Below are 22,665 nucleotides of genomic sequence, written 5' to 3'. Positions count from 1 at the left end.
GGCTGCTGACTGGCGAGAGCCACCGCCGCCTGAGTTTTCAGCACTGCCAGTGGTGTTTTGAGCTGATGGGAAGCATCTGCGCTGAAGCGTTCCTGGCGGGAGATAAGCCCTCGCAGTCGATCGATATAGCGGTTGAACGCGACAATCAGCAAACGGGTTTCCGACCACGGCAGCAGCTCAGGCAGCGGCGTCAGTAGCCCCGGCTCACGACGCACCATCAGCGAAGACAGCTGGCGCATCGGGCGTAACACCCGGCGCAGCAGCCAGCCGACCAGAACCAAAGTGAGCAGCACCAGCAGCCCTTGCGAAACCCACGAGGAAAACAGCAGCTGTCGCGCCAGATAGCGCCGCGATTGCAGCGTTTCGGCGACATAAATTTCAGCCATGCCGACAATACCGCCCTCATTGACCGGCTGGAGCAGGCGTGCCACGCGGATCGCCTCACCGCGATATTCCGTGTGATAAAACCACGCTAACGCCGGATACAGCCGGGTACGCGAGGTCGCGGGCGGCATGGCCGGTAAATCGTCATAACCCGAGATAACCTTCCCCGCCGGATCGACCACCTTGTAATACAGCCTGTCGTTCATGTTCAGTTCAAAGCTGTCCAGTACCACCCACGGCACGTTGACTTCCAGGTGTTTATTGCGCACCACCAGCCGCTCAGAAACCGTTCTGGCCGATGAGAGCAGCGTCCGGTCATACGCCTGCGTCGCGGCCTGTAATGCGCTAACGTAGCTGTTAAACGCCGAGAGTCCCCACAGCAACAGCAGCGGTAGCCCCAGAAACATCAGCAGTTGCAGGTACAACGACTGGGGCTTAACCCATCTCATCGCAGCGTTCCAGCACATAACCCAGGCCACGCAGCGTGGCTATACGCACGTCGCTCCCTTGCAGTTTCTTCCGCAACCGATGGATATACAGCTCAATGCTTTCGGGGCTGACCTCATCGCTCAAACTGAACACCTGCTCAAACAACTGTTGACGTGAAACCGGACGCAGTCGACGGTACATCAGGACTGTCAGCAGGGCCTGCTCACGCGGCGTAAGCGCCAACGGTTGTCCTTGCAACAGAAAGTAACCTTCATCATGAAACGCTAACGCCCCCAGTTGCTGTATCCCTTGCACCTGGCCTGCGCTACGCCGCAGCAAGGCCCGCAGCCGGGCATCAAGCTCTTCAATCTCAAACGGCTTAGCCAGATAATCATCGGCCCCGACGTTCAGTCCCTTCACCCGATCGGCTACCGCGCTGCGCGCCGTCAGCAACAAAACCGGCAGCGTCTGCCCGCGTTTGCGTAGGCGCTGGACGACTTCCAGACCATCCAATCCCGGCATGTTGATATCCAGTACCGCCAGCGCGTAGGTTTCACTGTGTAAAAGATGATCGGCCGACTGGCCATCAAACACGCAGTCAACGGCAAAACCGTTTTGCACCAGCGCTTTCTCCAGCCAGTGAGCTAACTCACGGTTATCTTCCGCTAATAAGAGACGCATATCACATCCTGTAAAGTTTCTGCCGCATTGAAAGGGAATTGAAAGGTTAATGTTTTAACAATCACGCAACCGAACTGCTACACATCGGCTCACATAATCACAAAAATCTTCTTCCGTACCCGAAAATCCGGTTTTCCGGCGTGAAGATAAACAATGAAAAAACAATTACTTCGTACCCTTACTGCAAGCATTTTATTGATGAGTACTTCTGCTTTAGCCGAACAAGCGCCATCGCGCACCGAATGCATTGCTCCGGCAAAACCCGGCGGTGGGTTCGACCTCACCTGTAAGCTGATTCAGGTGAGCATGATGGAAACTGGTGCCATCGAAAAACCGATGCGCGTGACCTATATGCCCGGTGGCGTGGGTGCCGTGGCCTATAACGCTATCGTCGCGCAACGTCCTGCCGAAGCCGGAACCGTCGTGGCCTTCTCCGGCGGTTCCCTGCTAAATCTGTCGCAAGGTAAATTCGGCCGCTATGGCGTCGATGACGTGCGTTGGCTGGCAAGTGTAGGCACTGACTACGGCATGATTGCCGTGCGTAGTGATTCCCCCTGGAAGACGCTGAAAGACCTGCTGACTGCCATGGAGAAAGATCCCAACAGCGTGGTGATTGGCGCGGGTGCTTCTATCGGTAGCCAGGACTGGATGAAGTCGGCGCTGCTGGCGCAAAAAGCCAACGTTGATCCGCACAAAATGCGCTACGTCGCCTTTGAGGGGGGTGGCGAACCGGTGACCGCGTTGATGGGCAATCACGTCCAGGTGGTTTCCGGCGATCTCAGTGAAATGGTGCCCTATCTCAGCGGCGACAAGATCCGCGTACTCGCGGTGTTCTCTGATGAACGTCTGCCGGGCCAGTTAGCCAATGTCCCTACCGCCAAAGAGCAGGGCTATGACCTTGTTTGGCCGATTATTCGTGGCTTCTACGTTGGGCCAAAAGTGAGCGATGCGGATTACCAGTGGTGGGTTGATGCCTTTAATAAGCTCCAACAGACCGACGAATTTAAAAAGCAGCGTGATCTGCGTGGCCTGTTCGAGTTCAACATGAGCGGTAAGCAACTCGATGACTACGTGAAGAAACAGGTCACCGATTATCGTGAGCAGGCAAAAGCCTTCGGTCTGGCGAAATAAGCCCGGGGGCAAAGATGATGAGCGATCGTATTTTCGCGGGTATCTGGCTGTTGCTCTGTATAGCCGGGCTGTTCGTGGCCTGGCAAATCAGCAGCGAATACAGCTATGAACCCGTTGGGCCGCGTCCCTTTCCGCTTGGCATTATTAGCTTGATGCTCTTGTGTGCCGTCGCGCTGCTGTTGCGCCACCCGGACACCATCAGTTGGCCTCGCCGCCACGTGCTGCAAAAGTTGCTCACGATGGTGATTGTGCTGCTGATGTACGCCTAGGGGTTTGAATGGTTGGGCTTTCCCATTGCCACTGCCATTCTCACCGTGGTGATTGGCATGCTGTTCGGCGCAACCATCCCGGCAGCGGGCATTTCCGGTTCGGTTCTCGGCATTCTGTTGTGGTACGCCTTCGACCGACTGCTTGACGTCACCTTACCACTCGGCGCCTGGCTGGGTTAACGGAGAAACGATGGATACCTGGATTTATCTTTCTCAGGGTTTCGCAGTGGCGATGACGCCGGAAAACCTGGTTATTGCCTTGATCGGCTGCTTTGTCGGCACCATCGTTGGGTTGCTGCCTGGCCTGGGGCCGATCAATGGCGTGGCGATCCTGCTGCCGCTGGCCTTCGCTTTGCATCTCCCTGCGGAATCTGCGCTGATCCTGTTGGCGACTGTTTATATCGGCTGCGAGTACGGCGGACGCATCTCCTCTATCCTGCTCAATGTTCCTGGCGATGCGGCAGCCATTATGACCGCCCTTGACGGCTATCCAATGGCCCAACAGGGACGCGGCGGCGTGGCGCTTTCTATCTCAGCGGTCAGTTCTTTCTTCGGTTCGCTTATCGCTATCGGCGGCATCATTCTGTTTGCCCCGGCGTTAGCACAATGGTCACTGTCATTCGGTCCTGCAGAATACTTTGCCTTAATGGTCTTCGCCATTGCCTGTCTCGGCAGCATGATGGCGCAGAACCCACTGAAATCATTTCTGGCAGCACTTATCGGTCTCGGACTCGCGACCGTCGGCGTAGACGCCAACACCGGGGTTTATCGCTTCACCTTTGACAGTGTTCATCTCTCCGACGGTGTGCAATTTATCGTGGTAGTGATTGGGCTGTTCTCTGTCTCAGAAATATTATTAATGCTGGAACATACCAGCAGTGGCCAAACGCTGGTACGTAAAACGGGCCGTATGCTGTTCAATGCCAAAGAAGGTATGCAGTGCGTAGGCACAACGCTGCGCTCATCGGTGATTGGCTTTTTCGTCGGCGTCCTGCCCGGCGCCGGGGCCACCATCGCCAGTGCTATCACCTACATGACCGAGAAGAAGCTCAGCGGTAACAGCGACAGCTTTGGGAAGGGGGACATTCGTGGTGTTGCCGCACCTGAGGCGGCCAACAATGCCTCGGCCTGTGGCTCGTTTATCCCAATGCTGACGCTCGGCGTACCAGGTTCGGGCACCACGGCGGTAATGATGGGTGCGCTGACGCTGTACAACATCACGCCAGGCCCGGCAATGTTCACCGAACAACCGGATATCGTCTGGGGACTGATCGCGGCGCTGCTGATTGCCAACGTGATGCTGCTGGTGATGAACATTCCGTTAATCGGTCTGTTCACCCGCATGCTGACCATTCCGCTGTGGTTCCTGGTTCCGGCCATTGCGGCGGTTTCGGCGGTCGGCGTGTATGCCGTCCACAGCACGACCTTCGATCTGGTACTGATGGTCGGTCTCGGCGTACTGGGATACATTTTGCGTAAAATGCACTTCCCGATGTCTCCGTTAATTCTCGGATTTGTGCTCGGGGAAATGCTGGAGCAGAACCTGCGTCGCGCCCTGTCCATCAGTAATGGCAGCATGGATATTCTGTGGGCCAGCGGCGTGGCGAAAGTCCTGCTGGTGATGGCGGTCATGGTTATCGTTATCCCGCCAGTGCTGCGCCTGATCCGCAAACGCAACAATAAGCCGCAGGTGGACATCGGCTAACAAATTGCCGGATGGCGGCGCTATTGCGCCCTATCCGGCCTACAATTTGGCTCGGTTGTAGGCCGGATAAGCGCAACGCCATCCGGCATTTTTATTTTCCGCGCAGCCCCAGCGTTCCTTCCAGCACATGTTCAACAAACTGCGTCAGCTTGGGCAGTGGACGCAAATCCTGGCGCCACAACAAATGAATTGGCCGCGGCTCTGGCGTAAACCCCTCCAGCACCCGGACCAGCCGACCATTAGCGATCTCTTCTGCCAATAAAACCTCTGGTTGTAACAGCAGCCCGGCTCCCGCTACCGCCGCCATACGCAGGCCGTGGCCATCATTACAACGTAGAATTGCATCACGTTTCCACCTGACCTCACCCGCCACACCCGGCAGTTTCCATTCATTACGTGCCGTCCACACGGTATGCGACAAACACAGATGATCCACCAGATCCACGGGCGTTCGAGGAGTGCCGTATCGGGCAAGATAGTCCGGCGACGCACAGATGGCCATACGGTACGGACACAGATATTTCGCCACCACATCCGTCTGATGAATATCACCAATGCGGATCGCCAGATCGACCCCTTCATCGACCAGATCCACCATTCGGTTAGTCAGATCTAACTCAATGCGTACCTCTGACCAGGTTTGCAAAAAACCCGCGGCCAGCGGCGAGATAACACAGGCGCCAAAAGACGTGGGCGCGCTTATGCGTAGCGTCCCTGCTGGTGCCAGCCGCAGACGCTCTACCGAACGTTCGGCTATCGATACCTGCTCCAGCACGCGACGGGCTTCTTCAAAATAGACGCGCCCGGCGTCGGTCAGACTCTGACGGCGTGTGTTACGTTCCAGCAGACGCGTACCGAGCTGCGCTTCCAGCAGGGCGATATATTTCCCCACCATCACCGCAGATATCTCCAGTCGCGTTGCCGCACCGGTAAAGCTTCCACTTTCCACCACCGCGATAAACGTTTCCATGCTGCGCAGCTTATCCATATTACAAACCTCTGGTTAGCAATCATCTAACTTTTAACCAGTTTATCTGATTTCATTTTCATTAAAGAATAGCGACTCACACTATTGCGGAGGTGGTTATGAAAATCGTCATTATTGGTGCCAGCGGTACAGTGGGTCGTGCAGTCACAGAGACGTTGAGCCGTAAACATGAGGTTATCCGCGTGGGCCGCACGCAGGGTGATTACCAGGTCGATATCACCTCACAAGAGAGCGTACAGGCGCTATTTGAAAAAACTGGACGCGTGGATGCGATTGTTTCCGCCACCGGCAATCTGTTCTTTGGCCCGCTATCAACGATGACTGACAGTGAATTTAATCAGGGCCTGCAGGATAAGTTGTTAGGCCAGGTGCGTCTGGCCTTAACCGGGCAACATTACCTGAATGATGGCGGTTCCATTACGCTTATCAGCGGCATTATCGCCCATGAGCCCATTGCCCAGGGGGCAAATGCGGCAACGATCAATGCCGGGCTGGAAGGATTTGTGCGCGCGGCTGCCTGTGAGCTGGAACGTGGTCAGCGTATTAACCTGATAAGCCCGACCGTACTGAGTGAATCTGCTGAAGCCTACGATGGATTCTTCCCAGGCTTTGAAAGTGTGCCAGCGGCAACTGTGGCCAACGCTTACCGCCGCAGCGTGGAAGGCATTCAAACCGGACGTATTTATAAAGTGGGTTACTGTTAACCGCTTTTTCTCGCCTCTTACGTCATCAGTAAGAGGCGAGGAGTCGCATATTTCAGGCACCCGTTTCGTTTCTGATCCGCGCATTGATGTATTCCACGGCCTGCGTGACGTCCATAATGCCGTTAATCGCATTCGTCACGCCTTGCCCGATAATAATCTCTGCCTGTCGCAGGTTAAAAGACTCACCTTTACTTCCCTGAGACTCCCGTATTCCCGTCATGCCTTTTTCATTCAGTAAATTAAACCACGGGTAGAGATTGAGAACATTTTGATCGTGACATATTCCAGACCAGGCGCTGTTGCCCCCCAATAGAACCAGATGGCGCGAAATTTCATCGGAATAAAGCCAATGAAAAAACTGCTCAACCTGTTTTTTCTTCTTACTGTAGCGAGACATTCCAATAGAGCCACCGCCCAATTGTGGAAGCTGCCCCGGAACGGGAGCATAGCCGATCGTGGGGGCGATGGTCGTATGCGCAACATCGTTAAACAAATTGAGATACATAATCAGCATGGCGAGATTTCCACGCTCAAACTGTTTAACCGCATCACTCCACCACTCACCAGGGAGATTCACGGCGATAGACAACTGGTGCAGATATTCTTCGAGTGCAGCGGCAGCAAGCGAAGCATCAAGTTGTACCGGCTCGCCCTCACGCACCAATCGTCCCCCTAACGCGTAGTAACGCAGCAAGTACTCAGTGGCGATAAGTCCTGAACTGCCCAACGTCACTGCCGTGCCCATCGGGCGCTGTCTGTTTTCTGGCTGATGCAGTTGACTAAAGAAAGCGGCAATCTCATCAAATTGTGCGAAATTCTCTGGTAGCGTTAACTCTTTTCCTGTTGATTCATAAAACATCCGTTTAATCGTCGCATCTTCAAACAGATCTCGTCGATAAAACAGAAGCTGCATACTGGCATCAAAGGGAATTGCCCACGCAGTCCCATTCACCTGGCTAAAGTGCTGCTTAATTTGCTCAGAGAAGTTATCCAGCAATAACGGGAGCTCGGGGGAGACCGACTCCAGCGGCAATAATGCTTTTTCTGCAAACCAGGGAAAACACGCCATATCGATTCGCAGTAAATCGTAATAAGGGTGCAGGTGAAGATGAGAGAGAATTTCAAAAACCTCATCATACGGATAAACCGCAAGATTAACCTTAATACCGGTCTGGCGATAAAAGTGAGGTAACAGTTTCTTCAGCGCATCGGTCGAAGGGCTGGGCAAAATTAACATATTCAGCGTCGCCTCCGTCTCATGAGGCGGAGCGTATTGTCCATTCCAGGAAAAACCGCAATTCGTCAGAATACGGTGCTTCTCTTTACTTTTGGGTTGGCGAATACATGAAGCAATAGTTGTCCCCAGGCGGGCATAATCCATCTGATAGCTGGTGATTCCATCAAAAGATGCAGGAAGATTATCACTCAGTTGTACTATCGGCGGGCAGGACTGAGAACTCCCAAACCAGGACGCTTGCGTCAACGCACGCGTCTTCTCACTGTCCTGAACAATAAACAGATCGGGTATCGCCCCCCGGAAAAAGTCAAACGCGACGGTGTTAACTTCACTGGCATGCGCAGGTATAACCGTAAGCTTTGTGTGCGGACTTAACTCCCGGCATACCTTCTGTATCGCTTGAGTAAAGCGTGCGCTGTGGGCAAATTCCAGCGGTTCGCAGAAAACACCAATATGACCAGGCTGCTGCACCAGTGCCTTTCTTGCGGTTTCTTCCCCTGCGGTCACATAGTCAAGGCTAAAATAACAAACTGCACCGGCTGGCTGGCGATACGCAAAAAACACATTCTCCGGGGAGAGCCTGAGCATATCGTAATAGGGCTGGCTGTTGACCAGGCAACTCACGGTGACAATAGCCTGGTAAGACTTTGCCGCCAGTGTTTGCAAAATATCCAGTTCCAGATTGGGCAAATCATTAGTCAGGTAAAGATCAACCGGTTCGCTGAGTGAAGGTTGCCAGGCCTGGTGTAATCCCCGATAGAGTTGATAGTAACGTTCCGCATTGATGTCGGGCAGAATCAAGGCCACTCCCTGACTTTTGCTGGCTCTCAATGATTGCGCCTGCGCATTCAACTGATAGCCAACTTCTCGGGCCGCACGTTGAACCGCTTCAATCTTCTCAACGCTTACATTTCCTCTGCCATTGAGCACATTCGAGACAGTCCCATGCGACACACCGGCAATTCTTGCTATGTCTTTGATAGTTGGCATTTTTACATCCTTCCCCTGATGCTTTGATGCTAGCACGGCGCTCATCAGGAAACTATCTTCAGCAAGATAATTTGAACGTTACAATATTAAAAAGTGCATTTTATCAACACATTCTTATAACCACCTCTCAACCCCACATAGCATGAAGACATGAATCAAAAATTACAACAACATGAAATATAAAAATAAACCAATAAATTCTTGAAGAGGATCACTTCTACAACAAAAGATCGTTGTTGCCTTGAAGTCGCAGGATGATAATTGACACGTTCCAATTACGTTTCATTACATTTTCGTTCAAAAAACAACACTCTGTTTTGATCAAGAGGGAAACATGAATATTCATTTTCTGGGAACCGCGGCATCCGAAGGGATACCCAATCCTTTTTGCCGTTGTGAGCACTGTCAGCAAGCCCGTATTCGTAAAGGCAAAGACATACGCACGCACTCCTCAGCGATCATCGACGATGAACTGTTGATTGATGTCGCGCCTGAATTCACTCAGCAACTGCTGCGAGATGGCCTGGACGCAACAGAGATCAAATCGCTGCTGTTCACGCATACACATCCCGATCATTTCAACGTCGGCGATCTTTTTAGCCGAATGGAAGGGTACGGATTTGAGATTACTCATCCGTTGCACATTTTTGGTAATGACCGTGCGATTAACGGCGCGGCACAAGTGTTACCTGGCTACAGCGCAGAAAGATTTGCCTTTCATTGCCTGGTTCCCTTCGTAACCGTTGAAACCCGCGGATACCGAATCACTCCACTGCTGGCGAACCATGCCAAATGGGAGCTTTGTTATACCTGGTTTATCGAAAAAGACGGTCAGTCAATTTTCTATGGACATGATTCGGGCTGGTTCCCTGAACTCACCTGGCAATGGTTGAAAGGGAAAAAGATCGATTTAACGGTGCTGGAATGTACCTACGGTTTTAATGGTGATAACCGTACAAATAACCACATGAGTCTGGAAACTGTTTTCGCCGCCAGAGACAGGCTTGCAGAACTGGGCTGCCTTGAGAAAAATAGCCAACTCATCGTCTCGCATGTCTCACACAGCGGCGGTCTACTGCACGACGATCTCGTGGCGGCGTGCGACAAAGAGAACATTCTTGTCGCCTGGGATGGGCTTAACCTGAGCATCAACCAATAAGGATATGCAATATGGACCTGAATAAAACACCACGCCTGCTGGTTATGATGTTCATACAATATTTCATGCAGGGCGCCTGGAATATGACCATGGGACTGGTATTAAGTACCTATGGTATGGCGACCATTATTGGCTCATCTTATGCTTTGCTTGGTCTGGCGACCATTCTTTCGCCACTCTTTATTGGCATGGTAGCCGACCGTTTCTTTTCGTCACAAAAAGTCATGGCGATCCTGCATTTAATTAATGCTGGCGTACTGTTGTTTGTTCCACAATTTATTGAGGCACAAAACACGGGCATGACGTTGACCATGATCTTCCTGGTCGGTCTGCTGTTTTATCCAACAACGGCGCTGGCTAACAGCATCAGTTTCAGCCACATTAACGGGGTGAAATACTTCCCCTTTATTCGTGTGTTCGGCACATTTGGCTTTATGGTCATCGGTTTTATTATTGGTGAAATGGGCTATTCTGGAAATACCATCACCTGGTATATTGCGTCAGCCTCCGGTGTCGTGCTCGGCCTTTACTGCTTTACGTTGCCAAACACCCCACCGAAAGCAAAAGGAAGCGTATTTACACTCCGCGATCTGTTATGTCTGGACGCTCTGGCACTCTTCAAGGACCGCAGTTTCTCGGTTTTGATGCTCAGTATTTTTGTCCTGATGATCCCCAAAACAGCTTATTCCGCCTATATCCCGGTCTTTTTAAAAGCGCTTGGATTCGATAACGCCGCGTCAATGATGCAGGTCGGCATCGCCTGTGAAGTCATTTTTATGTTCCTGCTCTCGTTTTTCTTACTGAAAGCCGGCTTCAAAATTACTCTCATGTTGGGCGCCGTTTGCTGGATCATCCGCACACTGTTGTTTGCTCATGCATCACTGGATGCCAACATGATGTTTGTGCTGATCGGTCTGATGTTGCAGGGATTCTGCTGGGACTTCTTCTTTACCGTGGGCGACATTTATGTTGACCGTAAAGCCGCGCCAGAGATTAAAGCCCAAGCCCAAAGTTTACGATTCATCGTCTCCAACGGCGTCGGTTTGCTGTTTGCCTCTACCGTATGCGGGCAAATCTTTAACAACACCGTGACGGAACAAGGCCCACAGGCGTTACCGCAATGGGAAACATTCTGGCTGGTTTCAGCAGGCGTTGCCGCAGTGGTCAGCGTATTCTTCCTGATATTCTTCCGGGACGATATTTCAAAACGCAAAGCAGACCTCCCATTGAAAAAAGCAAACTCCTGATCGTTAAAGACTCTTTCATTAAGGTAATTGCATGAATAATCTGGCCGCCATCATCAATGAGCAAGGATTGTTGCCTTTAACTACGATCATCAAAATCAGCATTGCATTTATTCTGGGTGGCATTATTGGCCTGGAAAGAGAATCGAAAGGGAAACCGGTCGGCTTCAAAACTTGCGTTATTTTATCCGTAGCCAGCTGTGTGTTAACTGTCGTATCAATACAATCTGCGGAATACTATGCTGAAATTTCGATGAACATCCGTAGCGATCCTATGCGCCTGGCGGCTCAGATTATCAGCGGCGTTGGTTTTCTCGGTGCGGGAGTCATTCTGCACCGACACGACGATGCTATTTCTGGTCTCACTACTGCGGCAATTGTCTGGGCATCTGCTGGGGTGGGAATCACCTGTGGAGCCGGTTTTTATTTTCATGCTTTTTTTGCCACGGCTTTATTTTTATTGGCAATCAAACTAAGCCCGTTCATTATTTTCTTACAGACTAAAAACCAGTTTCCCGGAAAAGTAAAAGTCCGGGTTATTCTTGATGAACGCGATGCACTCGAAAATCTGATAACCCGCATCCATCAGCAGAAAAACATTATTGAAAACATAACGATCAGGGATATTAAGAAGGGTAAAATTGAGGTTAATCTCAAAATCGTAATTCGTAAGAAGATGACCTTGCCCGACTTGTACCACGATCTCACCCATGTTGAACACGTCTGCGCTATCGCCCTTGAACATTAAGAGACTTTACTTTCCACTTTAAAATCAGGGGGTTTTACCCCTGAGAAAACCGTTCTATCCCCACTTCGCTTTAAATCCCTACCCTTTATAATGTTAAATATTTGTTGCTTTTGATCACAAATAATAAACAAACAAGCACATTCTGTGCGCGTTTTTCAAAAATGTAGATATTTTTAATTTATGGCTACGAAACGAGCTGCGCCATATCTCCCTGACAATCTACTGAGAGGAACGATTTGATGAACGCACTGACTGCCGTAAAACCGAACGCTGAAGATCCAGCCCAGCACTACAGCGGTTTCACGCTGAAACCATCAGCCCAGTCCCCACGCCTGCTGGAGCTGACTTTTTCCGCTGAGACCACTGAGCAATTTCTGCAGGCCGTGGCGCAGTGGCCGGTACAGGCCCTGGAATACAAATCTTTCTTGCGCTTCAAAGTCGGCAAAATCCTCGATGACCTGTGCGGCAATCAGTTGCAGCCTCTGTTGCTGAAAACGTTGCTCGATCGTGCCGAAGGCGCACTGCTGATCAATGCCGTAGGCGTGGATGATGTGGCGCAGGCGGAAGAGATGGTCAAGCTGGCCACGGCGGTAGCGCATCTTATCGGACGCTCGAATTTTGATGCGATGAGCGGTCAGTACTATGCGCGCTTCGTGGTAAAAAACGTTGATAACTCAGACAGCTATCTGCGACAGCCGCACCGTGTTATGGAGCTACACAACGACGGAACCTACCTCGAAGAGATCACCGACTATGTGCTGATGATGAAGATTGACGAGCAGAACATGACCGGCGGTAACTCGCTGCTGCTGCACCTTGACGACTGGGAACATCTGGATCAGTACTTTACCCACCCGCTGGCGCGTCGCCCCATGCGCTTTGCCGCGCCGCCAAGCAAAAACGTGAGCCAGGACGTGTTCCATCCGGTATTTGACGTTGACCAGCAGGGTCGTCCGGTGATGCGCTACATCGACCAGTTCGTCCAGCCAAAAGACTATGAAGAAGGCGTCTGGCTGAGCGACCTGTCCGACGCGCTGGAAACCAGCAAAAGTATTATTTCCGTACCGGTTTCAGTGGGTAAATTCCTGTTGATCAACAACCTGTTCTGGCTGCACGGTCGCGATCGTTTCACCTCGCACCCAGACCTGCGCCGCGAACTGATGCGCCAGCGTGGCTATTTCGCTTACGCGACAAACCACTACCAGACTCATCAGTAAGCGCGAAGGAAAAAAGCGGATGTATGATTTTGTGATTATTGGCGGCGGCATTATCGGCATGTCGACCGCCATGCAACTGATTGATGTCTATCCGGACGCCAGAATCGCGCTACTGGAAAAAGAGTCCGGCCCGGCCTGCCACCAGACGGGCCACAACAGCGGTGTCATTCATGCCGGGGTCTATTACACCCCCGGCAGCCTGAAGGCGCAGTTTTGCCTGGCCGGAAATCGCGCCACAAAAGCCTTTTGCGACCAAAACGGCATCCGCTATGACGTCTGCGGAAAGATGCTGGTCGCCACCTCAGAGCTGGAAATGGAGCGGATGCGCGCGTTATGGGATCGCACTGCCGCTAACGGTTTAGAGCGCGAGTGGTTAAACGCCGAAGAATTGCATGAGCGTGAGCCAAACATTACCGGGCTGGGCGGGATTTTTGTCCCGTCGAGCGGGATCGTCAGCTACCGCGAAGTCACCGCCGCGATGGCGAAGATTTTCCAGGCCAAAGGTGGCGAGATTGTTTATAACGCCGAAGTCAGCGCGCTGAAAGAGCATGCGACGGGCGTGATTGTCCATACCCGTCAGGGCCAGGAATATGAGGGCGCGACGCTGATTACCTGCTCAGGCCTGATGGCCGATCGGCTGGTGAAAATGCTTGGCATCGACCCCGGATTCATTATCTGCCCGTTCCGCGGCGAATATTTCCGCCTGGCGTCAGAACATAACCAGATAGTCAATCATCTGATCTACCCGATCCCCGACCCGGCAATGCCATTCCTTGGTGTACATCTCACCCGCATGATCGACGGCAGCGTCACGGTCGGCCCCAACGCGGTACTGGCATTTAAACGTGAAGGCTACCGTAAACGCGACTTCTCGCTCAGCGATACGCTGGAGATCCTCGGCTCTTCTGGTATTCGCCGCGTGCTGCAAAACAATCTGCGATCCGGGCTTGGCGAAATGAAGAACTCGCTGTGCAAAAGCGGTTATCTGCGGCTGGTACAAAAGTATTGCCCGAGCCTGACGCTTAAGGATCTGCAACCGTGGCCTGCAGGCGTGCGGGCACAGGCGGTATCACCTGATGGCAAGCTAATTGACGATTTTCTGTTTGTCACCACGCCACGCTCAATTCACACCTGTAACGCGCCTTCTCCGGCGGCAACATCGGCAATCCCTATCGGTGCACATATTGTCAGCAAAGTTCATGCGCTGCTGGAGAACCAGAGTAATCCCGGACGCACGCTGCGTGCGGCACGTAGCGTGGAGACATTACACGCCGCATTCACCCGTTAACCTTTTTAAGACAGGAAGCAATTATGCAACTTAACGATCCCACCTTGTTTCGCCAGCAGGCACTGATCGACGGCCACTGGCGTGACGCCAACAGCGGCGAGACCCTCGCGGTGACCAACCCCGCCAACGGTCAGAAATTAGGTAGCGTACCGAAAATGGGGGCGGATGAAACCCGCGAAGCGATTAACGCCGCGAATCGCGCCCTGCCCGCGTGGCGGGCGCTAACCGCCAAAGAGCGGGCCAACATCCTGCGCCGCTGGTTCAACCTGATGATTGAACATCAGGACGATCTCGCCCGTCTGATGACCCTGGAACAGGGCAAACCGCTGGTGGAAGCCAAAGGCGAAATCACCTACGCCGCTTCCTTTATTGAGTGGTTTGCCGAAGAGGGCAAACGCATTTATGGCGATACGATCCCTGGCCATCAGGCCGACAAACGCCTGATCGTCATCAAGCAGCCGATCGGCGTTACCGCCGCGATTACGCCGTGGAACTTCCCGGCGGCGATGATCACCCGCAAAGCCGGTCCGGCGCTGGCGGCAGGTTGCACGATGGTGCTTAAACCCGCCAGCCAGACGCCATTCTCCGCGCTGGCGCTGGCAGAGCTGGCTAATCGCGCCGGGATCCCGGCAGGTGTTTTCAGCGTGGTGACCGGTTCTGCGAGCGCGGTCGGTAATGAGCTGACTGGCAACCCGCTGGTACGCAAGCTGTCGTTTACCGGCTCAACCGAAATTGGCCGTCAGTTAATGCAGCAGTGCGCCAAAGACATCAAAAAGGTATCGCTGGAACTGGGCGGCAATGCGCCATTTATCGTCTTTGACGATGCCGACCTTGATAAAGCCGTGGAAGGTGCGCTGGCCTCGAAATTCCGTAACGCCGGGCAAACCTGTGTCTGCGCCAACCGCCTGTACGTTCAGGACGGCGTGTATGAGCGTTTTGCCGAAAAACTTCAGCAGGCGGTGAGCAAACTGCATCTCGGCGATGGTCTGCAACCAGAGGTCACTACCGGACCGCTGATCGACGATAAAGCGGTTGCCAAAGTGCAGGAACACATCGCCGATGCTCTGGATAAAGGCGCGCGCATTATCGCGGGCGGTAAACCTCATGCGCTCGGCGGTAACTTCTTCCAGCCCACCATTCTGGTGGATGTGCCTGACAACGCGAAAGTCGCCAAAGAAGAGACGTTTGGCCCACTGGCGCCGCTGTTTCGCTTTAAAGATGAAGCGGACGTCATTGCTCAGGCCAACGACACCGAATTTGGGCTGGCGGCCTACTTCTACGCCCGAGATTTAAGCCGCGTCTTCCGCGTTGGCGAAGCGCTGGAGTACGGCATCGTCGGGATTAATACCGGCATCATCTCAAATGAAGTTGCCCCGTTTGGGGGAATCAAAGCCTCCGGTCTTGGCCGTGAAGGATCAAAATACGGCATCGAAGACTACTTAGAAATCAAATATATGTGTATCGGCCTTTAATAAAATAAATACTGGAGAACACCTGATGAGCACCAACAAAGAACTCATGCAACGTCGCAGCAACGCCGTTCCCCGTGGCGTAGGCCAGATCCATCCAATTTTCGCCGAGCGTGCAGAAAATTGTCGGGTCTGGGACGTTGAAGGCCGTGAATTCCTCGATTTTGCCGGCGGTATTGCAGTGTTGAATACCGGGCACCTGCACCCGCAGATCGTCTCTGCGGTAGAAGCGCAGTTGAAAAAGCTGTCCCATACCTGTTTCCAGGTACTGGCCTATGAGCCATACCTGGAGCTGTGCGAAATCATGAACAAGAAAGTGCCGGGTGATTTCGCCAAGAAAACACTGCTAGTCACCACCGGCTCCGAAGCGGTGGAAAACGCGGTAAAAATCGCTCGCGCCGCCACCAAACGTACCGGGACCATCGCCTTTAGCGGTGCTTACCACGGCCGTACCCACTACACCCTGTCGCTGACCGGGAAAGTGAACCCATACTCTGCCGGAATGGGGCTGATGCCGGGCCACGTATATCGCGCGCTTTATCCTTGCCCGCTGCACGGCATCAGTGACGACGATGCTATCGCCAGCATTCACCGCATTTTCAAAAACGATGCCGCGCCGGAAGACGTCGCCGCCATCGTAATTGAACCCGTTCAGGGCGAGGGGGGTTTTTACGCCGCTTCTCCTGCTTTTATGCAACGTCTGCGCGCCATTTGTGACGAACACGGGATCATGCTGATTGCTGATGAAGTACAGAGCGGTGCGGGCCGCACCGGTACGCTGTTTGCCATGGAGCAGATGGGCGTTGCGCCCGATCTCACCACCTTCGCCAAATCCATCGCCGGCGGCTTCCCGCTGGCAGGCGTGACCGGACGCGCCGACGTCATGGACGCTATTCCACCGGGCGGTCTGGGCGGTACCTATGCCGGTAACCCAATTGCCTGTGCCGCCGCGCTGGCGGTACTAAACATTTTCGAGCAGGAAGATCTGCTGCAAAAAGCCAACGAGCTGGGGCAAACCCTGCGTGAAGGCCTGCTGGCTATCGCGGAAACCCATCGCGAGATTGGCGACGTACGCGGGCTGGGGGCGATGATTGCTATCGAACTGTTCGAAGATGGCGACCATACGAAACCAGACGCCAAACTGACCGCCGAAATTGTCGCGCGTGCGCGAGATAAAGGGCTGATCCTGCTCTCCTGCGGGCCTTACTACAACGTGCTGCGCATACTTGTCCCGTTGACCATTGAAGATGCGCAAATCCGCCAGGGGCTGGACATTATCGCCCAGTGTTTTGCCGAGGCAAAACAGGGTTAAACCCGTATCAAAACGGGGAGTTTTAAGCCGGATAAGGCGGAGCCGCCATCCGGCAAACAGGGTCAATAACAATAATACGCGTGCCCCGGCGCGGGAATGCCGGGGTGCTCTCCCAAGTGAAATACTTTCGAGAGGTTTAAAGATGGGGCAACTGTCACAATCACATGATTTAGGGGGCGGGCTGAAATCACGCCACGTCACCATGCTGTCTATTGCCGGGGTAATCGGCGCAAGTCTGTTTGTCGGTTCAAGCGTGGCGATAGCAGAAGCCGGTCCCGCAGTATTATTAGCCTATCTGTTCGCCGGATTGCTGGTGGTGATGATTATGCGCATGTTGGCCGAAATGGCCGTCGCCACACCGGATACCGGTTCTTTTTCCACCTACGCCGATAAGGCCATCGGCCCTTGGGCGGGTTACACCATCGGCTGGTTGTACTGGTGGTTCTGGGTGTTGGTTATCCCACTGGAAGCGAATATCGCCGCCATCATTCTGCACTCCTGGGTGCCTGGCATCCCCATCTGGCTGTTTTCTTTGGTTATCACGCTGGCATTAACCGGCAGTAATTTGCTGAGCGTCAAAAATTACGGTGAGTTCGAGTTCTGGCTGGCGCTGTGCAAAGTGGTTGCCATTCTGGCGTTTATCACCCTCGGCGCAGCGGCGATTAGCGGCTTCTATCCCTACGCTGAGGTCAGCGGGGTTTCGCGCCTGTGGGATCAGGGCGGCTTTATGCCCAACGGTTTTGGCGCCGTGATCAGCGCAATGTTAATCACCATGTTCTCCTTTATGGGCGCAGAGATAGTTACCATCGCCGCCGCCGAATCCGATACCCCGGATAAACATATCGTTCGCGCCACCAACTCGGTTATCTGGCGTATCTCCATCTTCTATCTGTGCTCTATTTTTGTGGTGGTGGCACTGATCCCGTGGAACATGCCGGGACTGAAAGAAGTCGGTTCTTACCGCTCGGTACTGGAGTTACTGCATATTCCGCACGCGAAACTGATCATGGATTGCGTCATTTTGCTGTCGGTGACTAGCTGTCTCAACTCCGCGCTGTATACATCATCACGCATGCTCTATTCCCTGAGCCGTCGTGGCGATGCCCCCGCCTTTATGGGTAAAACAAACCGCAGCAAAACGCCGTATGTGGCGGTGTTGCTGTCTACCGGGGCGGCATTCCTCACCGTCATCGTCAACTATTACGCCCCGGCCAAGGTGTTTAAATTCCTGATCGACAGTTCCGGTGCCATCGCACTGCTGGTCTATCTGGTCATTGCCGTTTCTCAACTGCGGATGCGCAAAATCCTGCTGGCGCGAGGCGGCGAAATTAAACTGAAAATGTGGCTCTATCCGTGGCTTACCTGGCTGGTGATCGCGTTTATTATCTTTGTGCTGGTGGTGATGCTGTTTCGCCCGGCACAACAGCTGGAAGTTATCTCTACCGGATTGTTAGCCATAGGCATTATTTGCACCGTGCCCATTATGTCGCGCTGGAAAAAACTGCTATCGTGGCAAAAAGCACCATTGCAAAATACGCATTAAACCTGTTCCCGGCGCAGGCCGGGAAATCCTTTCAGGAGTATGACCATGACCGCCATTCCCCAACCGACGGCCATTGATGGATACCGCTGGCTGAAGAACGACATCATCCGCGGTGTGTATCAGCCTGATGAAAAACTGCGTATGAGCCTGCTGACCTCGCGTTATGATCTTGGCGTTGGGCCACTGCGCGAAGCGCTTTCGCAGTTAGTTGCCGAGCGGTTGGTGACGGTGGTGAATCAGAAAGGGTATCGTGTCGCCCCGATGTCAGAGCAGGAGTTGCTCGATATTTTCGATGCCCGCGCCAATATGGAAGCCATGCTGGTCGCGCTGGCCATTGAACGCGGCGACGACGCCTGGGAGGCTGAAATTCTGGCGCGCGCGCATATGCTTAGTAAGCTTGAAGCTATTGACGCCAGTGAACAGATGCTCGACGAGTGGGATCTGCGCCATCAGGCGTTTCACTCGGCGATTGTCGCTGGCTGTGGTTCACAATATCTGCTGCAAATGCGCGAACGACTGTTCGATTTGGCGGCGCGCTACCGGTTTATCTGGCTGCGAAAAACGGTGCTGTCGGTGGAGATGCTGGAAGACAAACACGATCAGCACCAAACACTGACCGAAGCTATTCTGGCACGCGATGCCGCGCGCGCCAGCGAATTAATGCGCCAGCACCTGCTGACGCCGATTCCGATTATTCAACAGGCGATGTCCGGTAAATTGCTGACGGAATAAGCCTGAATAATATTACTGCTCCGGAATACGTAAAACCTGCCCGGGATAAATTTTATCCGGGCTTTTCAGCATTGGTTTATTCGCTTCAAATATTTGATTATACAGATTGGCGTTACCGTAAACCTGTTTGGCAATCGCGCTCAGGGTATCCCCTGATTTCACGGTATAAAACTGGCTTTCGCTAGCGGGCGCAGAGGTTTTAACCTGATCATCGACGCTGGCGATACCAGAGATATTACCAATCGCAATCAGGATTTTTTCTTTCGCTTCCTGACTTAATCCATCACCAGAAACGGTGGCTTTGCCTTCGTTAATTTGGACGTCCACTTTATCCGCATCCGGAATACCGGTTTTATTCAGATGTTCCTGCACTTTTTTTGCCAGATCGGCTGTGTCATGATTTCCAGTGACCGCATCCCACAGTTTTTCACCCGCATCTTTTACAAAATTGAAGAGTCCCATATCCACCTCGGTAATTAACAATCAACCCCAAAAGTGTAGCAGAGGAGAACGAGGCGCAAAGAAAACGGCGCCAAAGCGCCGCTGTAGAAGGGGAATTAGTTACGCGTCTGTATCCAGAAGGCGTGGATCAGACCAGGGATGTACCCCAGCAGCGTCAGAACGATATTGAGGATGAACGCCCAACCAAATCCTTTACCCAGCAACACGCCGAGCGGAGGCAAAATAATAGTAAAAACGATTCTCCAGAAACCCATACACACTCCCTACAAGCAAAAAATTAATCATTGTTTAAAAAGAGATTTTATCTCTAAGATTAATCAGTGTAGCTAACTCCTCCCGTCTAGCCCTGTTGTTTTACCCTCTTTTACGCTTTTTACGCTGGCGTACGTTGATCTTTTATTTTAGAATTTTCTTAATTTAGATTATGCTAAAATAAATATGACTGAACTTGAACAACTCCAGGCCAGCGCGGAACAGGCTGCCGCGTTGCTTAAAGCGATGAGTAACCCGAAACGGTTGCTGATTTTGTGCATGCTCTGCGGTTCACCCGGTACCAGCGCAGGCGAGTTAGCCCGTATTACCGGCCTTAGCCCTTCCGCCACTTCCCAGCATCTGGCGCGTATGCGTGAAGAAGGACTGATAGACAGCCAGCGCGATGCCCAGCGCATCCTCTACTCCATTAAAAATGCGGCCGTGAATTCGTTGATCGCTACATTAAAAACACTGTATTGCCCATAAGGAGCCATCATGACTATTGGGACGATTTCCCCGCGCGAGGCGCAGGCGCTGGTCGCACAAGGCGCAAAACTAATTGATATCCGCGACGCTGACGAGTATCTGCACGAGCATATTCCTGAGGCTCATCTGGCACCGTTGCCCGCGCTTGAGCAGGGATCGCTGCCTGCGAATTTACGCGCCGAGCAGGTGATTTTTCACTGCCAGTCAGGCAAACGTACACAAAATGCGGCAACAAAACTGAGCGCCATTGCTGCGCCCGCGCAGGTCTGGCTGCTGGAAGGTGGAATTGACGGCTGGAAAGCGGCCGGTCTGCCGGTTGCAAAAGACAGTTCGCAACCGTTGCCGCTAATGCGTCAGGTGCAGATTGCCGCAGGCAGCCTTGCCTTGCTTGGCGTCATTCTCGGTTACGCCGTTAACAGCGGCTTCTTCTTACTCAGCGGTTTTGTCGGTGCGGGGCTGGTACTTGCGGGTGTAACTGGATTCTGCGGTATGGCGCGACTGCTCGACAAAATGCCATGGAACCGACGTACTCATTAAGCGGTAATAGAATAAACAACGCTGTACCCGCCGATTGACGTGATCTATGGTGAGTTCTGCGATAAATGATAAATAAAGGAGCGCAACAATATGTTTAAACCTGGCGATCTGGTGCAACCGCGTATGGGCGGACCAAAACTGAAAGTTGTCGAAGTAAAAGACGAACAAATTGTGGCTGTACAAGCCAGCAATGAAAGTGGCGAAAAATACACCCTAAAAGTTGCTGATGTCACGCGATATTCTGAAGAAGGCGATTTCGGCGTCTGCTGAAAATAAGCGGTGAGGTTCCCCTCACCGCATTGATATTAGATCAAAAAATCATCGAGAGATTTACCGGCAGCCAGCGCCTGTGCAATCGGCTTTGGCGTGCGGCCTTGTCCTGTCCATGTTTTTGTTTCACCATTAGTATCCGTAAAACGATATTTCGCCGGACGCGGCTGACGTTTCTTAACCGAACGCGATGTTGCCGCCGACATGCTCAACAGTTCTTCAGGATCAATCCCATCAGCTCTCATCATCGCCAGCAGTGTATTAATTTTTTCCTGCTGTTCTGCACGTTGGCGCTGCAGCAGTTCTTCTTCGTCACGTCGTTCTTTGGTGACTACCCGAAGTTTTTCCAGCATATCGTCCAGAACCTCGACGGATAATTCACGCGCCATGACCCGTAGCGATCGAATATTATTTAAGTTTTTTAACATTGAACTCATATTAATAAAACCTCTTTAACGCAAAAACAGAAATCGGTATTACGAAGCAAATTGTATGCGAGTATTTTTTCTTTTTCCAGTCTCTTTTTTGTCGCAAGATATTAAAACGACAATCGCTATTATTATTTATCTTGTCATACGGTGATCTTTAGTCAGCGATATTTTATATTCGGCCAGCAACCAGAATAAATAGACTTGGGATATCTCGCTGCCGCACCAGATAAACCAATACAGGCATCGCGCAGGCGTTGCGGTAGATATGCGCAACATTCGTCAACATTCAAAAAGGAGCGCAAAAAGTTCAGAAAAACAAGTCAAAACAACTTATTGATTTTTAATGGTTTTAATTTTCATGACAACGAAAATACCAAAACGAACAAAAAACAAACCACTACAGAGCATTTTATCGACAAAAAGGCAATAAATAAAAATTTTAAGCTAGTTGATAGTTATTATCCAGGCAGATATCCTACTCAAACGCGAAAGCAGCAAGACAAATCACTAGCAAGAAGGTATTGAAAACCTTTTTCCCCCTTTTTACAAGGAGCATTAACATGTTCTCTCCGCAGTCACGCTTGCGTCATGCAGTAGCAGACACGTTCGCGATGGTTGTTTATTGTTCTGTCGTGAACATGTTGATCGAGATATTCCTTTCAGGAATGAGTTTCGAACAGTCACTGTACTCCAGACTGGTCGCTATCCCCGTCAACATCCTGATCGCCTGGCCATACGGTATGTACCGCGATTTGTTTATGCGCGCGGCACGCAAAGCCACGCAGGCAGGATGGGGGAAAAACCTGGCGGATGTGCTGGCCTATGTCACGTTCCAGTCACCGGTATATGTGATTATTCTGCTGACGGTTGGCGCAGACTGGCACCAGATCACAGCTGCGGTAAGCTCCAACATCGTGGTCTCAATGCTGATGGGTGCAGTGTATGGCTACTTCCTTGATTATTGCCGCCGCCTGTTTAAGGTCAGCAGCTACCACCA

At 52.3% G+C, this 22,665-nt stretch carries 24 protein-coding genes and 1 pseudogene; 18 read left to right on the top strand and 7 right to left on the bottom strand.

Annotated elements, in window-relative coordinates:
* Both FDX03_RS23625 and tctD read right to left on the bottom strand, forming a co-directional pair.
* On the bottom strand, positions 1 to 833 hold an 833-nt coding region (locus tag FDX03_RS23625; RefSeq protein WP_249357110.1), incomplete at its 3' end, for a sensor histidine kinase N-terminal domain-containing protein.
* Positions 820 to 1,494, bottom strand: coding sequence for a transcriptional regulator TctD (gene tctD / locus FDX03_RS18905; RefSeq protein WP_048212982.1), 675 nt, complete (start codon positions 1,492 to 1,494; stop codon positions 820 to 822). The genes tctD and FDX03_RS23625, both read right to left, overlap by 14 nt.
* Positions 1,495 to 1,647: 153 nt before the next feature.
* Between tctD and FDX03_RS18900 the strand changes: the two genes are divergently transcribed.
* The 3 genes and pseudogenes from FDX03_RS18900 to FDX03_RS18890 all read left to right on the top strand — a co-directional run bounded on the left by FDX03_RS18900 (position 1,648) and on the right by FDX03_RS18890 (position 4,599).
* On the top strand, positions 1,648 to 2,625 hold the full coding sequence (locus tag FDX03_RS18900; protein WP_061068421.1) for a tripartite tricarboxylate transporter substrate binding protein: 978 nt from the start codon (positions 1,648 to 1,650) through the stop codon (positions 2,623 to 2,625).
* Positions 2,626 to 2,639: 14 nt separating this feature from the next.
* Positions 2,640 to 3,074, top strand: a pseudogene (locus FDX03_RS18895) (tripartite tricarboxylate transporter TctB family protein).
* Positions 3,075 to 3,084: 10 nt separating this feature from the next.
* Positions 3,085 to 4,599 (top strand): tripartite tricarboxylate transporter permease, encoded by a 1,515-nt coding sequence (locus FDX03_RS18890; RefSeq protein ID WP_137346401.1) that lies wholly within the window; start codon positions 3,085 to 3,087, stop codon positions 4,597 to 4,599.
* 91 nt (positions 4,600 to 4,690) lie between these two features.
* On the opposite strand, the gene FDX03_RS18885 is transcribed toward FDX03_RS18890, so the two are convergent.
* Positions 4,691 to 5,587 carry a LysR family transcriptional regulator gene (locus FDX03_RS18885; RefSeq protein WP_137346400.1) on the bottom strand — a complete coding sequence of 299 codons (897 nt, stop codon included), beginning with the start codon at positions 5,585 to 5,587 and terminating at the stop codon, positions 4,691 to 4,693.
* A gap of 98 nt (positions 5,588 to 5,685) precedes the next feature.
* Here FDX03_RS18885 and FDX03_RS18880 point away from each other — a divergent pair, with 98 nt between their 5' ends.
* Positions 5,686 to 6,291 carry a short chain dehydrogenase gene (locus FDX03_RS18880; protein ID WP_061068423.1) on the top strand — a complete coding sequence of 202 codons (606 nt, stop codon included), beginning with the start codon at positions 5,686 to 5,688 and terminating at the stop codon, positions 6,289 to 6,291.
* A gap of 52 nt (positions 6,292 to 6,343) precedes the next feature.
* Here FDX03_RS18880 and FDX03_RS18875 read toward each other — a convergent pair whose 3' ends face one another.
* Positions 6,344 to 8,518: an extracellular solute-binding protein gene (locus FDX03_RS18875; RefSeq protein ID WP_061068424.1), complete on the bottom strand. Its 2,175-nt coding sequence runs from the start codon at positions 8,516 to 8,518 to the stop codon at positions 6,344 to 6,346.
* A 334-nt stretch (positions 8,519 to 8,852) separates the two neighbouring features.
* On the opposite strand from FDX03_RS18875, the gene FDX03_RS18870 reads away from it, so the two are divergent.
* The 9 genes from FDX03_RS18870 to csiR all read left to right on the top strand — a co-directional run bounded on the left by FDX03_RS18870 (position 8,853) and on the right by csiR (position 19,230).
* A complete protein-coding gene (locus FDX03_RS18870) occupies positions 8,853 to 9,677 on the top strand; it encodes an MBL fold metallo-hydrolase (RefSeq protein ID WP_049002292.1) in 825 nt (274 codons plus the stop codon).
* An 11-nt stretch (positions 9,678 to 9,688) separates the two neighbouring features.
* Positions 9,689 to 10,924, top strand: a complete 1,236-nt coding sequence (locus FDX03_RS18865) for an MFS transporter (protein WP_061068425.1) — start codon at positions 9,689 to 9,691, stop codon at positions 10,922 to 10,924.
* Positions 10,925 to 10,955: 31 nt separating this feature from the next.
* Positions 10,956 to 11,669 carry an MgtC/SapB family protein gene (locus FDX03_RS18860; RefSeq protein WP_003037218.1) on the top strand — a complete coding sequence of 238 codons (714 nt, stop codon included), beginning with the start codon at positions 10,956 to 10,958 and terminating at the stop codon, positions 11,667 to 11,669.
* Positions 11,670 to 11,908: 239 nt separating this feature from the next.
* The gene (gene glaH / locus FDX03_RS18855) at positions 11,909 to 12,886 is read left to right on the top strand and encodes a glutarate dioxygenase GlaH (protein WP_048212987.1); all 978 of its coding nucleotides are present in this window, start codon (positions 11,909 to 11,911) and stop codon (positions 12,884 to 12,886) included.
* A 19-nt stretch (positions 12,887 to 12,905) separates the two neighbouring features.
* Positions 12,906 to 14,174 (top strand): L-2-hydroxyglutarate oxidase, encoded by a 1,269-nt coding sequence (gene lhgO, locus FDX03_RS18850; protein WP_115601605.1) that lies wholly within the window; start codon positions 12,906 to 12,908, stop codon positions 14,172 to 14,174.
* 23 nt (positions 14,175 to 14,197) lie between these two features.
* Positions 14,198 to 15,646, top strand: coding sequence for an NADP-dependent succinate-semialdehyde dehydrogenase (gene gabD, locus FDX03_RS18845; RefSeq protein WP_137346399.1), 1,449 nt, complete (start codon positions 14,198 to 14,200; stop codon positions 15,644 to 15,646).
* Positions 15,647 to 15,671: 25 nt separating this feature from the next.
* Positions 15,672 to 16,955, top strand: a complete 1,284-nt coding sequence (gene gabT, locus FDX03_RS18840; RefSeq protein WP_115601603.1) for a 4-aminobutyrate--2-oxoglutarate transaminase — start codon at positions 15,672 to 15,674, stop codon at positions 16,953 to 16,955.
* A gap of 142 nt (positions 16,956 to 17,097) precedes the next feature.
* On the top strand, positions 17,098 to 18,498 hold the full coding sequence (gene gabP, locus FDX03_RS18835) for a GABA permease (protein ID WP_048212991.1): 1,401 nt from the start codon (positions 17,098 to 17,100) through the stop codon (positions 18,496 to 18,498).
* 45 nt (positions 18,499 to 18,543) lie between these two features.
* Complete coding sequence (csiR, locus tag FDX03_RS18830) at positions 18,544 to 19,230, top strand: DNA-binding transcriptional regulator CsiR (RefSeq protein ID WP_115601602.1); 687 nt, start codon at positions 18,544 to 18,546, stop codon at positions 19,228 to 19,230.
* Positions 19,231 to 19,242: 12 nt separating this feature from the next.
* Here the strand turns inward: csiR and lysM are convergent, their stop codons facing one another.
* Both lysM and FDX03_RS18820 read right to left on the bottom strand, forming a co-directional pair.
* Positions 19,243 to 19,692, bottom strand: coding sequence for a peptidoglycan-binding protein LysM (gene lysM, locus FDX03_RS18825; RefSeq protein ID WP_003037241.1), 450 nt, complete (start codon positions 19,690 to 19,692; stop codon positions 19,243 to 19,245).
* A 95-nt stretch (positions 19,693 to 19,787) separates the two neighbouring features.
* A complete protein-coding gene (locus FDX03_RS18820) occupies positions 19,788 to 19,946 on the bottom strand; it encodes a YqaE/Pmp3 family membrane protein (RefSeq protein WP_003037242.1) in 159 nt (52 codons plus the stop codon).
* A gap of 184 nt (positions 19,947 to 20,130) precedes the next feature.
* Here FDX03_RS18820 and FDX03_RS18815 point away from each other — a divergent pair, with 184 nt between their 5' ends.
* The 3 genes from FDX03_RS18815 to FDX03_RS18805 all read left to right on the top strand — a co-directional run bounded on the left by FDX03_RS18815 (position 20,131) and on the right by FDX03_RS18805 (position 21,237).
* Positions 20,131 to 20,430 carry a metalloregulator ArsR/SmtB family transcription factor gene (locus FDX03_RS18815; RefSeq protein ID WP_137346398.1) on the top strand — a complete coding sequence of 100 codons (300 nt, stop codon included), beginning with the start codon at positions 20,131 to 20,133 and terminating at the stop codon, positions 20,428 to 20,430.
* A 9-nt stretch (positions 20,431 to 20,439) separates the two neighbouring features.
* Positions 20,440 to 20,967, top strand: coding sequence for a rhodanese family protein (locus tag FDX03_RS18810; RefSeq protein ID WP_137346397.1), 528 nt, complete (start codon positions 20,440 to 20,442; stop codon positions 20,965 to 20,967).
* Between the two features lie 90 nt (positions 20,968 to 21,057).
* Positions 21,058 to 21,237, top strand: a complete 180-nt coding sequence (locus FDX03_RS18805) for a hypothetical protein (protein ID WP_115601600.1) — start codon at positions 21,058 to 21,060, stop codon at positions 21,235 to 21,237.
* A 35-nt stretch (positions 21,238 to 21,272) separates the two neighbouring features.
* Here FDX03_RS18805 and stpA read toward each other — a convergent pair whose 3' ends face one another.
* A complete protein-coding gene (gene stpA, locus FDX03_RS18800) occupies positions 21,273 to 21,674 on the bottom strand; it encodes a DNA-binding protein StpA (protein ID WP_048212996.1) in 402 nt (133 codons plus the stop codon).
* A 195-nt stretch (positions 21,675 to 21,869) separates the two neighbouring features.
* Here stpA and FDX03_RS23620 point away from each other — a divergent pair, with 195 nt between their 5' ends.
* Positions 21,870 to 22,193, top strand: coding sequence for a hypothetical protein (locus FDX03_RS23620; protein ID WP_170973111.1), 324 nt, complete (start codon positions 21,870 to 21,872; stop codon positions 22,191 to 22,193).
* Between the two features lie 35 nt (positions 22,194 to 22,228).
* A partial coding sequence (gene alaE / locus FDX03_RS18795; protein WP_137346449.1) for an L-alanine exporter AlaE occupies positions 22,229 to 22,665 on the top strand: 437 nt, incomplete at its 3' end.

Origin of the sequence: Citrobacter sp. wls827, from assembly GCF_005280875.1 — a bacterium.
Taxonomy (GTDB): Bacteria; Pseudomonadota; Gammaproteobacteria; order Enterobacterales; family Enterobacteriaceae; genus Citrobacter; species Citrobacter youngae.
The sequence above is the reverse complement of the archived record's forward strand: the minus strand, read 5'-3'. Positions and strand labels throughout refer to the sequence as shown.

Coding starts and splice junctions, on each gene's coding strand:
- FDX03_RS18865 (WP_061068425.1), top strand. CDS start 9,689: ATGGACCTGAATAAAACACCACGCCTGCTGGTTATGATGTTCATACAA.
- FDX03_RS18805 (WP_115601600.1), top strand. CDS start 21,058: ATGTTTAAACCTGGCGATCTGGTGCAACCGCGTATGGGCGGACCAAAA.
- csiR (WP_115601602.1), top strand. CDS start 18,544: ATGACCGCCATTCCCCAACCGACGGCCATTGATGGATACCGCTGGCTG.
- FDX03_RS18860 (WP_003037218.1), top strand. CDS start 10,956: ATGAATAATCTGGCCGCCATCATCAATGAGCAAGGATTGTTGCCTTTA.
- stpA (WP_048212996.1), bottom strand. CDS start 21,674: ATGAGTTCAATGTTAAAAAACTTAAATAATATTCGATCGCTACGGGTC.
- glaH (WP_048212987.1), top strand. CDS start 11,909: ATGAACGCACTGACTGCCGTAAAACCGAACGCTGAAGATCCAGCCCAG.
- FDX03_RS18900 (WP_061068421.1), top strand. CDS start 1,648: ATGAAAAAACAATTACTTCGTACCCTTACTGCAAGCATTTTATTGATG.
- FDX03_RS18890 (WP_137346401.1), top strand. CDS start 3,085: ATGGATACCTGGATTTATCTTTCTCAGGGTTTCGCAGTGGCGATGACG.
- FDX03_RS18880 (WP_061068423.1), top strand. CDS start 5,686: ATGAAAATCGTCATTATTGGTGCCAGCGGTACAGTGGGTCGTGCAGTC.
- lhgO (WP_115601605.1), top strand. CDS start 12,906: ATGTATGATTTTGTGATTATTGGCGGCGGCATTATCGGCATGTCGACC.
- FDX03_RS18815 (WP_137346398.1), top strand. CDS start 20,131: ATGACTGAACTTGAACAACTCCAGGCCAGCGCGGAACAGGCTGCCGCG.
- FDX03_RS18820 (WP_003037242.1), bottom strand. CDS start 19,946: ATGGGTTTCTGGAGAATCGTTTTTACTATTATTTTGCCTCCGCTCGGC.
- gabT (WP_115601603.1), top strand. CDS start 15,672: ATGAGCACCAACAAAGAACTCATGCAACGTCGCAGCAACGCCGTTCCC.
- lysM (WP_003037241.1), bottom strand. CDS start 19,692: ATGGGACTCTTCAATTTTGTAAAAGATGCGGGTGAAAAACTGTGGGAT.
- tctD (WP_048212982.1), bottom strand. CDS start 1,494: ATGCGTCTCTTATTAGCGGAAGATAACCGTGAGTTAGCTCACTGGCTG.
- gabD (WP_137346399.1), top strand. CDS start 14,198: ATGCAACTTAACGATCCCACCTTGTTTCGCCAGCAGGCACTGATCGAC.
- FDX03_RS18810 (WP_137346397.1), top strand. CDS start 20,440: ATGACTATTGGGACGATTTCCCCGCGCGAGGCGCAGGCGCTGGTCGCA.
- FDX03_RS18875 (WP_061068424.1), bottom strand. CDS start 8,518: ATGCCAACTATCAAAGACATAGCAAGAATTGCCGGTGTGTCGCATGGG.
- FDX03_RS18885 (WP_137346400.1), bottom strand. CDS start 5,587: ATGGATAAGCTGCGCAGCATGGAAACGTTTATCGCGGTGGTGGAAAGT.
- gabP (WP_048212991.1), top strand. CDS start 17,098: ATGGGGCAACTGTCACAATCACATGATTTAGGGGGCGGGCTGAAATCA.
- FDX03_RS18870 (WP_049002292.1), top strand. CDS start 8,853: ATGAATATTCATTTTCTGGGAACCGCGGCATCCGAAGGGATACCCAAT.